Origin of the sequence: Pseudarthrobacter sp. NPDC058196 (assembly GCF_042882685.1) — a bacterium.
Taxonomy (GTDB): domain Bacteria; phylum Actinomycetota; class Actinomycetes; order Actinomycetales; family Micrococcaceae; genus Arthrobacter.
This window is the reverse complement of sequence record NZ_JBHVVN010000003.1, coordinates 211,165-224,477: the sequence shown is the minus strand read 5'-3', so window position 1 is coordinate 224,477 and position 13,313 is coordinate 211,165. Positions and strand designations below refer to the sequence as shown.

Sequence of the window (13,313 nt, the reverse complement as noted above, 5' to 3'; positions counted from 1 at the left end):
TCGGATCCGGCGACACGCCCCCGAAAGCCCGCCCAAGCGCCGGGCATCCTGCGTATAGTCGAGGGGCCGGGGCCCTACTTCCCCCAAACGAAAACCCGTGCACCGGCTGCAGGACTGGGCTGCATCAGAACAATCAGCCATGCCCTGCAGGGTACTTAGGGCCATGATCCGATTCGAAAATGTCACCAAGGTCTACGACCAAAAAGCCCGGCCTGCGCTGGACTCCGTCAACCTTGAGATTGATCGCGGCGAATTCGCCTTCCTGGTGGGGGCCTCGGGCTCCGGGAAGTCCACCTTCCTAAGGCTGGTGCTGAAAGAGGACCGCGCAACCTCGGGCGCCGTCTACGTCGCCGGCCAAAACGTCGCCAGGATTTCGAGCTGGCGCGTGCCGCGCCTCCGCCGCGGCATCGGCGTCGTCTTTCAGGACTTCCGCCTCCTGCCGCAAAAAAACGTCTTCGCCAACGTGGCGTTCGCCATGCAGGTCATCGGCAAGAGCCGCAGCGTCATCCGCGATACCGTCCCCGAGGTCCTCAAGACCGTTGGCCTCGAAGGCAAGGAACACCGCATGCCGCACGAGCTGTCCGGCGGCGAGCAGCAGCGCGTTGCCATCGCCCGGGCAGTCGTCAACCGGCCCGGGATCCTCCTGGCCGACGAACCCACCGGAAACCTGGACCCCACCACGTCCATGGGCATCATGGGTGTGTTGGACAAGATCAACCAAAACGGAACCACGGTGGTGATGGCCACCCACGATGACGACATCGTTAACGAGATGCGCAAGCGGGTGGTCGAGCTCAAGAACGGCGTGGTGATCCGCGACGAAGCCAAGGCCCTGTACACCTCGATGATCCCCGTCGTCGGCCAGTCCAGGCGGCTTAAGGACGCCAGCGGCAGGGAAGCGCCCGACGACGGCCTGCCGGGCAACAGCGCCGAAGGTGAGGCGCGGCAATGAGGCTTGCATTCATCCTTTCCGAGATTGGCAGCGGCCTGCGCCGCAACGTTTCCATGGTGGTTTCAGTCATCCTGGTGACATTCGTGTCCCTCACATTCGTGGGCGCAGCCGGAATGCTCCAGATGCAGATCAACCAGATGAAGGGGTACTGGTACGACAAGGTCCAGGTGGCCATCTTCCTGTGCAGCGACGGTTCGACCGCGCCGGGATGCGCGTCCGGGCCGGTCACCCCCGAGCAGCAGCAGGGCCTGAACGCGCTCCTGGAATCACCTGCCGTGGCGCAGTACATCAACGACTTCCAGTTCGAGTCCCGCGATGAGGCCTACAAGCACTTCAAGGACCAGTTCTCCAACTCGCCCATAGTCGATTCCGTTACCCCGGACCAACTCCCGGCGTCATTCCGGATCAACATGAAGGACCCGGAGAAGTACCAGATCATCAGTGAGACCTTCTCATCGCAGCCGGGCGTGGAGACCGTGATCGACCAGCGACAGCTCCTCGAACGCCTCTTCTCGGTGATGAACGGCGCCTCCCTGGTGGCGGTGGGCATCGCCGGCGTCATGATCGTCTGCGCCATCCTGCTGATCGCCACCACCATCCGGCTCTCCGCGTTCAGCAGGCGCCGGGAAACCGGGATCATGCGGCTTGTGGGCGCGTCCAAGACCGTGATCCAGTTGCCCTTCATCCTCGAAGGGGTCATCGCCGCGGTCATTGGCGCTGCGCTGGCCTCCGGCACCCTGTGGGCAGTAGCACAGTTCTTCCTGGGTGACTACATGTCCCGCCAGTACCCGGACACCGCATTCATTTCCTCCGGCCAGACACTGATCCTCGCTCCGGCGTTGCTGATCCTTGGCGGATCCTTGGCAGGAATTTCGTCTCTCTTGACCCTTCGCAGATATTTGCGCGTTTAGGCTATGCAAACCGACCAAGGAATGCTCATGAACGTAACCGATCAAACCTCCCCACGCCGCCGGTTCCGCCGGGGGCGGCCGGCTGCCCGCCGCATGGGGATCGTCAGCGGTGTACTGGCTATCATTCTTTCCGCCGGGATGGCCGTGGCGACCCCCGTGGCCTTCGCCGACGACCTTGAAGACCGCAAGGCCGCGCTCGAGGCGGAAGCGGCCCGTGTCCAAGCCTCCCTTGAGTTCGTCGATTCCAAGATCGCGAAGGCCGCCGGCGACCTGGTGATTTACCAAGGCCAGCTGCCCGGTGCGCAGCAGGCCCTCCTTGACGCGCAAGGCCGCGTGGCCAGTGCGGTGAAAGAATCGGAGGCCCTGGCCGCGCGCGTCGACATGGCCCAGCAGAACAAGGCCAAGATCACCCAGCAGCTCGAAACGGACAAGCAGAAGATCGCCGACACCAAGAAGCTGATCGGCCAGATCGCCACCCAGGCCTACAAATCCGGTGGCGTCCCCTCCAACCTGTCGCTCTTCTTCGGGTCAAGCGGCGGCGGCAGCCTGACTGACACCATGGACCTCGCCGACCAGGCCATGCGCAGCCAGAACGCGGCGATGGACAAGCTCAACCAGCAGAACGCCACCAACGTCAACTCCGAAGCCCGGCTGCAGGCTGTGGAAGGGGAGATCAAGGACCTCAAGGCCAAGGCCGATGCAGCACTGGAACGCGAGAAGGCCGCCCGCGACGAAGCCGCGGCCAAGAAAGCCCAGGTTGACCAGCTGATCGCCGACACCACCCGCCTCGATGCGGAGCTCCAGGCGGCTAAACCCGGCATTCAGGCCCAGCTTGCGGGCGTTCAGGCCAACCAGAACCAGGTGGCCAACGAAATCGCCGAACGCGACCGGAAGGCCCGAGAGGCATGGGAAGCCGAACAACGCAGGCAGGCTGCGGCGGCGGCCGCTGCAGCTGCCGCCGCAGCGGCGGCAGCGAACCGCCCGGCCCCGCCCGTCCAGCCGTATGTTCCTCCCGCAGCAGGGTCGCCGTCGGCCTTTGGCCTCCGTCACCCCTTCGACGGCAGCATCCCCATCACCTCCGGCTTTGGCTACCGCACCACCCCTCCGGGCACCATCGACTTCTACGGCACCGGCGGATACATGCACACCGGTATCGACTTCGGCGCGGCCTGCGGCACCCCCGTGTACGCTGCAGCTGCCGGTGAAGTCTTCAGCTCAGGCTGGAATTCCGCCGACGGCGGCGGCTGGCGCGTCAAGATCGACCATGGTGTGGTCCAGGGCAACACCCTGACGACCATTTACTACCACAACTCCAGCATCGTGGTTTCGAATGGACAAAGGGTCTCGCAAGGCCAGCTCATTGCCTACTCCGGCAGCACGGGCAACTCCACCGGCTGCCACGCCCACTTTGAAACCTGGCTCAACGGCGCCGCGGTTGACCCCATGGGACTGCTCTAGGGGCGTCCTGCCCCTGCCGTAGACTGGTATAGCTCCGCGCCGCGGGCACGGAGCAGCCAACCTGAACCTGAGGAGTTTCCCCGTGCCTAAAGAAAGTGGCCGTAAGGTGGTGGCCACCAATCGCAAGGCCCGGCATGACTATCACGTGCTGGACACCTACGAGGCCGGCATCGCCCTGATGGGCACCGAAGTAAAGTCCCTCCGGGAAGGCCACGCCTCCATGGTGGATGGATTCTGCACGTTCTACAACGACGAACTGTGGATGGAAGCCATCCACATTCCCGAGTACAACCAAGGCAGTTGGACCAACCACGCTGCCCGCCGCCGGCGCAAGCTGCTGCTGCACCGCGAGGAGCTCATCAAGATCTCCCACAAGGTGCGGGAATCCGGCTACACCATCGTTCCGCTGCAGTTGTACTTCGTGGACGGGCGGGCCAAAGTGGAAATCGGTGTAGCCCGCGGCAAGCGAGAATACGACAAGCGGCAGACGCTGCGGGAGCAGCAGGACACCCGGGAAGCCCAGCGCGAGATGCGCGAACGCAACCGGCGCCGCTAGGAATTATTTCCGCAGGGCATGCGTTAGTATTGATAGTCCGGCAGGCTTGCCCGCCGGTTTGGTAACAAAATACGGGGATGATCGGTTTCGACGATGTTAGTCGCGACAGGTGAAGCGGGCCGAGGATGCAGAATTATCTCGTAAACGCTGTCTGCAAACCAATAAGTGCCGAATCTAAGCGCACTGACTTCGCTCTCGCTGCCTAAGCAGTAAGACAGTCCGTCAGCCCGGGGTTGCTATCGCCCCGGATCCTGGCGTCATTTAGATAGCCACTGCTGTTTGCTCCCGTCACCGGAGTAAACGGGACTCTTAGGTGACTGGGCCCGGATCAGCCAGCTGTTTGCAGCATGGCTGGGGCCGAGAAAATCCGACGCAAACTGCGCCCGGAGAAGCCCTGACAACACGACATCGGACGGGGGTTCAATTCCCCCCATCTCCACCCACGGCAAGGGCCGGGACATCCCAACGGATGTCCCGGCCTTTGCCGCAACGCCCCGGTCCCAGGACCGGGGCGTTTTCGTTTGTTCGGCGGGGCGCCGGCAGCAGCGTCCCCGGGAGGCCGCGATTTATTGCCGGGCCTCGTTGAACCGTTGGAACAGGACCGGGACCAGGGACCGGATATAGCTGCGGGCGGCATGATCATTGTCGAAATAGACCTGCAGCCCGCCAATGACCGCGTAGCAGCGCCGGCTATCGCAGAACTGGTCCGAGAGGTCGAGGACCCTTACATTGGGCTTGCCCATGCCCTTGGCGGATTCCGCAACCGGGTCCGGTGCCAGTGCCTCTTCACGCGCGTTGACGCAATTTATTGGCTGTTGCTGGTTGAGTGCCACGCAGTCGGGGCTGGTGCGGTGAAGGGTCAGTGGCGGATCCCGAAAGACGAAGACACGGCTGCCTGCCGCTGTCCAGTCACGGAACCTCTGGGTGACGGCGTCTTTGTATTGATCCATTTGCGGACGGCCTGTACCGTCGTCGATCGTTTCACCTGCCCCGAAAGAGGAAGCGAAGACCATGTCTGGCTTCTCTTTGACGATCCGATTGGAGACTTGAGCGCTCCACCCGAGGCACCGCTGCTGTGCGTGCGGGTCCGTGGCAGGCGCGCCCGCCACGGCCACCCGCTTTACGTCAACGAACGGACAACCGCCCAACAGTGATTCCTTCACCTTCCACTTGTGCAGCCGTGCGAGCTCGTACAGCCCGGCCTTCCACTGCTCGGCATGCGAGTCGCCTACCAGCCAGACATTCGCCTCCGGCTGTGCCCCTCCAGTGAAGTCGCACTCGGCCAGGACCTGCAGGTCCTCGTAGACAACCGGATCCGCGGACGGGTGGCATTCGGGCGCGCTGAACCATGGTGCTTCGTTCGGCCCCACATTGGCGACCTTGGCTGCGCCGAAGGGGTCGCTGCAATTGTTTCGCGCGTCCAGGCTGCGCGCCCCGTGGCAAGGCTCACCAATGAGGCTTTCCAGCTTCGCCGCTTCGGCAGCCTGGGCTTTCCCAAAGTTCAGCAAGAGCCCACCGCAGAGTGCGCAGACCACTGCCGCAGTGACTGCCATTGCCGCAAAGACACGGGCGGGTTTGGCTCCCCGGAGGAGGTTCGTGCGGCCTGGATCTTCAATGAGTTTCTTGGAAAGGTACGCCAGCGCAATGGCTGCTACCAGGATGACCGCCTTGTCCCGTGTGCCCAGCGAGTGGCCCAGGAGCGCCGGCGCCAGGACGATCATGGGCCAGTGCCACAGGTAAAGGGAATATGACACATCGCCCAGAAACTGGACGGGCCGCGCAGCCAGGATCTGGTTTGGTGACCACAGCGGTCCGTTCGGACCGGCGGCAATTACCAGGACGGTCCCGGCCACAGGCACCACCGCGGCGAAGCCCGGAAAGAAGGTCTGCTCGTTGAAGCAAAAGGCGGAATACGCGATCAACCCGTATCCGAGGCATTGGGCCGTGCCGGAGAGCGCCAGGTGGTAGTCGGGCAGCCGCAGGCGCAAGGCTGCCATTGCGTGGGGACCCCCGAGGGCTATCAGGGCGCCTGCGCCGAACTCCCAGGCACGTGCGGGCGTGGCAAAATAGGCCGGACTCCGGTTGGTATAGGTGAACCAGACGCAGAATGCCAACGCAAGGGCACTGACCAGAACGACACCCAGTGCCAGTAACGCCCGCCGACGGCGGCGCAAGCGGATCGCGACCAGGGACAGCCCCAGGAACAGCAGGGGCCAGATCAGGTAGAACTGTTCCTCCACCGAGAGGGACCAATAGTGCTGCACCGTCGAAGCGGCTTCGTTGTGGGCCGAGTAGTCCACCGACTTCGCCGCCAAGACCCAGTTTTCGACGTAGAGAACTGACGCAATGGTTTCCTGCGCGATGGCAAGCCAGCGCGAGAATGGCAGCAGTGCCCATGCGGCCAGCAGGGAAACCGTAGCAACGAGGGTTGCGGCGGGAAGCAACCGCCGGATGCGCCGTGAATAGAACTGTCCGAGGTTGATACGGTTTGACCGCTCCAGTTCACCGAGAAGGTGCTTGGAGATCAAATAGCCTGAGATCACGAAGAACACATCGACGCCGACGTAGCCGCCGGGAAGCTGTGCCGGCCACAAATGGTTCAGGACCACAAGCCCCACCGCCAGTGCGCGAAGTGCCTGGATATCCTTGCGGGTTGCGTTGACGGCCTCTGTTCTCCGCATTTCCGCACGGGTTCGCAGGACGACGTGTCCGGTCACAGGTACTCCTTGTCGATCTTCGTTTGAGCGCAGCACGCCTGCCGCTTTCGCTGACAGCATGCGTGGAGGGCCTTCAGGCTGTGCACACAGTGCTTGGCGTGTTCAGGCGACATCCGGAGACAGAACGGCGCCAGCTTCTTTTCGACGCCTGCGGGCAGCACCCCGCAGGCGGAAACAGCTGGACGAATACCGGCCGCCTTGGCGGCGGCGGAGTCGATGAGGTCATGAAACAAGCGAGCTCTGCGTCTGGGCCGCTGTTGCAACCCCCCGGGGTACTCTAGCATCGCGTCATGCCTGGTCCGGTGCTCATCGGGCTTGATGAGGCTGCCCGGGCAATGCCCTGCCGCCACGTCAGCGCCCGGGCCTAAATGCTCTAGCGGCATGCTCCGGCACGCCGCTACCTTCGACTGTATGCACAACGACCCGCCGCAGACGCCCACTGAATTTCTGGACCCAGGCAGCTGCTGGGACCTCCTCCGTGGTGTCTCGGTGGGCCACCTTGCGGTGTTCATCAACGGCTACCCGGAAGTCTTCCCCGTCAACTACAAAGTGGACCAGGAGTCGCTGGTCTTCCGCACGGGCGAAGGAACCAAGCTGCGCGCGGCCGGCGGGCCACTCGCCGTCGCGCTTGAAGCCGACGGCCATGACGACGCCAAAGCCTGGAGCGTCCTGGTCAAGGGAAAAGCCGTCATCCTGGAGCCCTCGGATGAACTCCTCGCCGGAGCGGGCCTTACCCTGTTTCCCTGGCAGGCCGGAGAGAAGGACCATTTCGTCCGTATCGTACCCGCCTCGGTCACCGGCAGGCGCTTCACCATCACGTCGCCGCTGACCTGGTGGAATCACGTTGGGCACGGCACCCGGCAGGACACCGCATAGGCCGTGACAACCGCGGGCGGGCCCAACGGCCCTGTCCGGGATACCGTGCGTGCTGGTACCACTGACCTATGATCGGGTCGCCAACCGCCGCTGCCGCCAAGCCACCATTTGACGCCGTCATCTTCGACCTTGACGGGGTGGTGACCAACACAGCACTGCTCCACCAGGCGGCCTGGAAAGATGCCTTCGACCGGATATTCCAGGACCCGCGGATGCCCGCCGGCGCCAACCGTGCTCCGCTGACCCGGGCGGAATACCTCTCCTTCATCGACGGCATGCCGCGTGAGGACGGCGTGGTCCGGTTCCTGGCAGCGAGGGGGGTGGAGATCGGTAGGGGAGCCGAGGCCGATGAGCCCGGAGCCTGGACCGGTTTTGGACTGGGCGCCTGGAAGAACGAGCTGTTCCATCAGCGCGTGCGCCGGGACGGGGTGCAAAGCTACCCCGGAACGCTGGAGTTGCTGCAGCGGCTTGCCGGCGCGGCGGTCCCCACCGCCGTGGTCACCTCCAGCCGCAACGCCGTACTGGTCCTGGATGCCGCAGGCATCAAGCACCTGTTCACGGTGGTCATGGACGGCACGACGGCGGCAGGGCTGGGTTTGCGGGGAAAACCGGCACCGGACGTCTTCCTCGCCGCAGCCGCCCAGTTGGGCGTCGCACCGCCACATGCCGTGCTGGTGGAGGACTCGGCGGCGGGAGTAGAAGCCGGACGCCGGGGCAGCTTCGGCCTGGTGGTCGGAATCGACCGCAGCGGCAGCCGTCATCAGTTGGAGGCGGCCGGCGCAAGTATTGTCCTGAACGATGTGGGTGAGCTGGACCTGGGACTGGTCATCGGCAACGCCTGGCACCTCGTGTACGAGGGCGTCGACGCCGGCCACGAAGGGCACCGTGAAGCACTGACCACGCTGGGCAATGGCTACATGGGCGTCCGGGGGGCGGCGCCCGAAGGCGGCCCCTTCAGCTACGCGGGCATGTACCTTGCCGGCGTGTACAACCGGGTCACGGTGAAGGCCGCCGACGAGATGCTGGTCGAAGAGCACATGGTCAATGCGCCCGACTGCCTCCCGCTGGACCTCCGGATCGCCGGACTGCAGTGGTGGTCGGACGGCGGCCTGACCGTGGTGCGCGAGCGCCGGGTCCTGGACCTCCGCCGGGCCGTGCTGGAACGCCGCCTGCTGCTGGAGAGCGTGGACCGCCGTCGCCTGGAAGTGGTCCAGGTCCGCTTCGTTTCCATGGCCGAACCCCACCTCCTGGCCGTCGAGACCACCATCACCGCCCTGGGGTGGAGTGGCGCCGTGGAAGTCCGTAGCGGCATCAACGCCGGCGTCCGCAACGCGAACCTGCCAGAGCGGGCCCAGGGCTCGGACATCCACCTGGCCGACCTGACGCCGTCGCGCGGCACCGCCGTCGAACTGCCCCCGGACGCGCCTTCCGTCGTCGAAGTGGAGACCACCCAAAGCCACATCCGTATCGCTGCGGCGTACCGTACGCGCGTGTCCGTGGCGGCGGAACCGGTGGGCGAGCCCGGAAAAGGGGACTTCCACCACCGGACGTTCCGTCTTTCCCTCACGCCGGGTGCCCCTGTCAGGTTGACCAAGACGGTGGCGGTGGTGACGTCCCGTGACCGGGCCATTTCCTCCCCGGAAGCCGGGGCCCGCGCAGTGCTGGAACGAGCGGGCGATTCCTTCCCCCAGCTCCTGGCGTCCCACGAGGAGGCATGGCGGAGGGAACTCCGCCCCGTCCTCGTGGAGATCGACGCCCCGGTCCAGGTACGGCTGGTCCTCAACCTGCACATCTTCCACCTGTTGCAGACACTGACGCGCCACACGGCCGAACTCGACGCAGGCGTCACCGCGCGTGGACTGCACGGCGAGGGCTACCGCGGGCACGTCTTCTGGGACGAACTGTTCGTCCTCCCGGTACTCACGTCCAGGACCCCTGGGGTGGCCCGCTCCGTGATTGAGTACCGGTGGCGGCGGCTGCCCGCCGCCCGGCACGCCGCTGCCGCGGCAGGCCTGGCAGGGGCGAAGTTCCCGTGGCAGAGCGGCAGCGACGGGACTGAGGAGACACCGAAGTGGTTGTACAACGAGCGGTCCGGCCGGTGGGTCCGGGACTATTCCCATCTTCAGGTCCACTCCGGCCTGGCGGTGGCCTTCAACGCGTGGCAGTATTTCCAAGCCACCGGAGACAGGATCTGGCTCCTCCAAAAAGGTGCGGAGCTGGTGATCGAAGTGGCCCGGTTCTTCCGGTCCCTGGCTGCCTTCGACCAGCGAGATGGCAGATATCACCTGCGTGGTGTTGTGGGCCCTGATGAATACCACACGGGATATCCGGGCCGGCTTGAACCTGGCTTGGACGACAACGCCTACACCAACGTCATGGCGGCATGGGTGTGCATGCAGGCGGCGGGAATCCTTCGCTACGTGCACGGAAGCGAGCGTGCCGGGCTGATGGAATCACTCGGCGTTGACGAAGGGGAGCCCGCCGGCTGGGATGCTATGGGCGCCGCCATGTATGTCCCGTTCCACAGCGACGGCGTCATCAGCCAGTTCGCTGGATATGAGCAGCTAAAGGAACTGGACTGGGAGCACTACCGCGACCTCTACGGCGACATTGAGCGGCTGGACCTGATCCTGGAAGCCGAGGGCGACGGAACCAACGGCTACAAGCTGGCCAAACAGGCGGACGTCCTGATGCTCCCCTATCTACTGGGCCACGAAGGCCTGCTGGGTATCCTCGAGCGACTGGGCTACGGTTTCACGAAGGAGCAGCTGAACCGGACCATCGAGTACTACTTGTCCAGGACGGCCCATGGCTCCACGTTGAGCCGGGTGGCCCACGCCTCCGTCCTGGCCGGGGTGGACGCAGACCGTGCCTGGGACAGTTTCCGGGAAGCGCTCGACGCCGACCTCGACGACACCCAGCACGGCACCACCCGGGCGGGTATCCATTTGGGCGCCATGGGAGGAACCATCGACGTGGTGCAGCGCAGCTTTGCCGGCCTGCGCTTCAGCGGGGACAGCATCCTGTTCGCCCCCAACCTGCCAACACGGCTCCGTGCGGTGGCCTTCGAGGTCCTCTATCGGGGACACCGGCTGCGGGTCCACCTCAAGGACGGGCAGATGAGCATCGCGTCCGCCCCGGGTGATGCCGGCCCTATCACCGTGCACGTTTATGGCACCGATGTGGTCCTGCCCCCGGGCCAAGCCCGGCAGTTCCCGCTACCTGCCCGGAGCGCCGGGGTGGCGGCATCGTGAGGCGGCTGGGGATCCTTACGAGCGGCGGCGACTGCCCCGGTGTGAATGCGGTCATTCGTGGAGCCGTGCTGGGCGGCGACGTCGCCCATGGCTACGAATTCCTGGGATTCCGCGACGGATGGCGGGGCGTCCTGGAGGATGACCTCGTTCCCCTGCCCAGGACGGCTGTCCGCGGGATCGCGCGCCTTGGCGGGACTATCCTGGGGACATCGCGGACCAATCCGCTGGCCGCGGGCGGGATCGACGCCGTTCGTGCCGGCTTCCAGCGCAACGGGCTGGACGGCCTTATTGCCATCGGGGGAGAAGGCACCCTGGCGGCGGCCCGGGAGCTGTGCGGACAGGGGCTTAAGGTCCTGGGTGTCCCAAAGACCATCGACAACGACCTGGGCGCCACGGATTACACTTTTGGCTTCGATACCGCAGTCCAGACTGCCACCGAGGCAATTGACCGGTTGCGGACCACGGGCGAATCACACCACCGGTGCATGATTGCCGAGGTCATGGGCAGGAACGCAGGCTGGATAGCGCTGCATTCGGGGATGGCTTCCGGTGCGCATGCCATCCTGATCCCGGAACATCCGGTCTCGATCGATCAGATCTCCGCCTGGGTACGCTCGGCGCGCGACCGCGGCAGGGCTCCGCTGGTGGTGGTGGCTGAGGCTTTCGCGCCGGAGGGGCGCGAGGCACCGTATGCGCCGCGCGGCCTGGACACCTTCGGCCGGCCGCGCCTCGGCGGGATCGGGCTGCTGCTTGAGCAACAGTTGCAGGAACGGACCGGCATCGAAACCCGTGCCACAGTGCTGGGCCACGTCCAACGCGGCGGTGAGCCCACCGCTTTTGACCGGGTCCTTGCCACCCGGCTTGGCCTTGCCGCCGTCGAATCAGCCGCGGCCGGACGGTGGGGCACCATGGTCTCGCTGCGGGGCACTGACATTGTGAACGTGGGCCTGGATGAGGCCCTGGGTGAGCTTAAGCGGGTTCCCGAGGCCCGCTACCGGGAAGCAGCTGTGCTGTTCGGGTGATTCGACCGGCGCGAAGGGGCTGGCATGGGCCGGCCCTAGCCGGGCTGTTCCGGGCGGATGCGCAGGACGGCGGACCCGGTGACCCTGTCGGCGGCCAGGTCTTCCAGCGCCTTGTCGGCCGCGTCGAAAGGGTATGTGGTTGTTTTCAAGGTCAATGACAGCTTGGCCGCCAGGGCCAGGAATTCACGGCCGTCCGCCCGGGTATTGGCGGTGACGCTGCGCAGCTGGCGCTCGTAGAAAAGCTCCCTGCCGTAATTCAAGGCCGGAATATCGCTCAGGTGGATCCCGGCAACGGCAAGGGTCCCGCCACGGTCGAGGGCCGCCAGCGCCACCGGGACAAGATCGCCCACCGGCGCAAAGAGGATGGCCGAATCCAGCGGGACGGGCGGCCGCCCGTAGGCGTCGCCGGCGTACTCGGCCCCCAGTTCCAATGCAAGTGATCGGGCCTCCTCCGACCGGGTCATGACGAACACGGAGGCGCCCTGCCTGATAGCCAGCTGCGCGGTGATGTGGGCGGAGCTGCCAAAGCCATAGATGCCAAGCCGGCCGCCAACCGGCAATGCAGCGCGTTTCAGGGCGCGGTACCCGATGATCCCGGAGCACAGCAACGGCGCTGCCTGCTCATCGGAAAAGGCGGGCGGGATCGGGTAGGCGAAGTCCTCGGCGACTGCCAACCGTTCGGCAAAGCCTCCATCCGTGTCCCACCCGGTGAACACAGGCGACAAGCACAGGTTTTCGTCGCCGCGGCGGCAGTACTCGCACCGGCCGCACACTCCGCCAAGCCAGGCGACGCCCACCCTGTCGCCGGCATGGAACCGTGAGCAGTCCCCACCTGTTTCGATGACGACGCCGACCGCCTCGTGCCCGGGGACCACGTGCGGATAGTGGGGTGCCAGGTCTCCTTCAGCGAGATGGAGGTCGGTGCGGCACACGCCGCAGACACTGACCTGCACCAGGAGCTCACGCGGCCGCGGCTTCGGCGTGTCCCGCTGCCCCTGAACCAGGGGATGCGTGGATATGGGGCCGGGGCCGCCTACCCACCATGCACGCACGGTGCGTCCCGTTCGGTGGCGGTTACTCGAAGCCGGCGCGGGTCGCGTCGTCCAACGGTGTCTGCCACAGCAGTGGTGCCGTCATGGTGAAGCGCCTGCCCGTGATGGACTCGGGCGTGATGCGGATGAAGTATTCCTTGCCCACGCCCTGCCAGGGGAAGAGCGCCCGCCGGATGTCGTCGAGGTCAGGTCCTGTTGGGGTTGTCTCTGCGGCTTTGCCCTTGACCACGACGCTCCATGCCAGGCCGAACTGGGAACTGACCGCGTCCGCCTCGAGGGCCACGACGGCGTCGGACTCGATGGCCTGCTGTTTGGTGCCGCCGCCAGTGCGGAAGACCAGAGTATGGCCGTCCACTTTGTAATTGACCGGAAAGACGTCAGGATGGCCATCCGCCGTGACGGCCAGGCGTCCCACCCCGGTCTGCGCGAGAAGCGACCAGCACTCTTCCGCATCGAGGATTTCAGCTGCAGGTACGTTTGGGTTCTCTGTCATAGGGCACAGCGTAGGGAAGTCG

11 protein-coding genes and 1 other RNA gene are annotated in these 13,313 nt (G+C 65.3%); 8 read left to right on the top strand and 4 right to left on the bottom strand.

Translation table 11 applies throughout. The features are described from left to right. The first annotated feature begins 163 nt into the window (after positions 1-163). From ftsE to ssrA, 5 genes are all read left to right on the top strand, one after another. Positions 164-952, top strand: a complete 789-nt coding sequence (gene ftsE, locus ACFVVC_RS06090) for a cell division ATP-binding protein FtsE (protein WP_387450206.1) — start codon at positions 164-166, stop codon at positions 950-952. Beyond that, complete coding sequence (gene ftsX / locus ACFVVC_RS06085) at positions 949-1,863, top strand: permease-like cell division protein FtsX (protein ID WP_387450204.1); 915 nt, start codon at positions 949-951, stop codon at positions 1,861-1,863. The genes ftsE and ftsX overlap by 4 nt, the downstream gene beginning before the upstream one ends. 27 nt (positions 1,864-1,890) lie before the next feature. Continuing rightward, positions 1,891-3,321: a peptidoglycan DD-metalloendopeptidase family protein gene (locus ACFVVC_RS06080; RefSeq protein ID WP_387450202.1), complete on the top strand. Its 1,431-nt coding sequence runs from the start codon at positions 1,891-1,893 to the stop codon at positions 3,319-3,321. A gap of 82 nt (positions 3,322-3,403) precedes the next feature. After that, positions 3,404-3,877, top strand: coding sequence for an SsrA-binding protein SmpB (gene smpB, locus ACFVVC_RS06075; RefSeq protein ID WP_387450200.1), 474 nt, complete (start codon positions 3,404-3,406; stop codon positions 3,875-3,877). Between the two features lie 73 nt (positions 3,878-3,950). Then, positions 3,951-4,319, top strand: a transfer-messenger RNA (tmRNA) gene (ssrA, locus tag ACFVVC_RS06070). A gap of 124 nt (positions 4,320-4,443) precedes the next feature. On the opposite strand, the gene ACFVVC_RS06065 is transcribed toward ssrA, so the two are convergent. Both ACFVVC_RS06065 and ACFVVC_RS06060 read right to left on the bottom strand, forming a co-directional pair. Next, positions 4,444-6,594: an acyltransferase family protein gene (locus tag ACFVVC_RS06065; RefSeq protein ID WP_387450198.1), complete on the bottom strand. Its 2,151-nt coding sequence runs from the start codon at positions 6,592-6,594 to the stop codon at positions 4,444-4,446. Continuing rightward, entirely contained in the window at positions 6,591-6,827 is a 237-nt protein-coding gene (locus tag ACFVVC_RS06060) for a hypothetical protein (RefSeq protein WP_387450196.1), read from the bottom strand. The genes ACFVVC_RS06065 and ACFVVC_RS06060 overlap by 4 nt, the downstream gene beginning before the upstream one ends. A 178-nt stretch (positions 6,828-7,005) precedes the next feature. Between ACFVVC_RS06060 and ACFVVC_RS06055 the strand changes: the two genes are divergently transcribed. The 3 genes from ACFVVC_RS06055 (at position 7,006) to ACFVVC_RS06045 (ending at position 11,746) form a co-directional block, all read left to right on the top strand. Next, the gene (locus ACFVVC_RS06055; RefSeq protein WP_387450195.1) at positions 7,006-7,470 is read left to right on the top strand and encodes a pyridoxamine 5'-phosphate oxidase family protein; all 465 of its coding nucleotides are present in this window, start codon (positions 7,006-7,008) and stop codon (positions 7,468-7,470) included. Positions 7,471-7,538: 68 nt separating this feature from the next. Beyond that, on the top strand, positions 7,539-10,724 hold the full coding sequence (locus ACFVVC_RS06050; protein ID WP_387450193.1) for an HAD-IA family hydrolase: 3,186 nt from the start codon (positions 7,539-7,541) through the stop codon (positions 10,722-10,724). Continuing rightward, positions 10,721-11,746, top strand: coding sequence for an ATP-dependent 6-phosphofructokinase (locus tag ACFVVC_RS06045; RefSeq protein ID WP_387450191.1), 1,026 nt, complete (start codon positions 10,721-10,723; stop codon positions 11,744-11,746). The genes ACFVVC_RS06050 and ACFVVC_RS06045 overlap by 4 nt, the downstream gene beginning before the upstream one ends. A gap of 35 nt (positions 11,747-11,781) precedes the next feature. Here the strand turns inward: ACFVVC_RS06045 and ACFVVC_RS06040 are convergent, their stop codons facing one another. Together ACFVVC_RS06040 and ACFVVC_RS06035 are read right to left on the bottom strand one after the other, a co-directional pair. Beyond that, a complete protein-coding gene (locus ACFVVC_RS06040; RefSeq protein ID WP_387450189.1) occupies positions 11,782-12,798 on the bottom strand; it encodes a zinc-dependent alcohol dehydrogenase family protein in 1,017 nt (338 codons plus the stop codon). Positions 12,799-12,820: 22 nt separating this feature from the next. Further along, complete coding sequence (locus ACFVVC_RS06035; RefSeq protein WP_387450187.1) at positions 12,821-13,291, bottom strand: pyridoxamine 5'-phosphate oxidase family protein; 471 nt, start codon at positions 13,289-13,291, stop codon at positions 12,821-12,823. Positions 13,292-13,313: the final 22 nt, after the last annotated feature.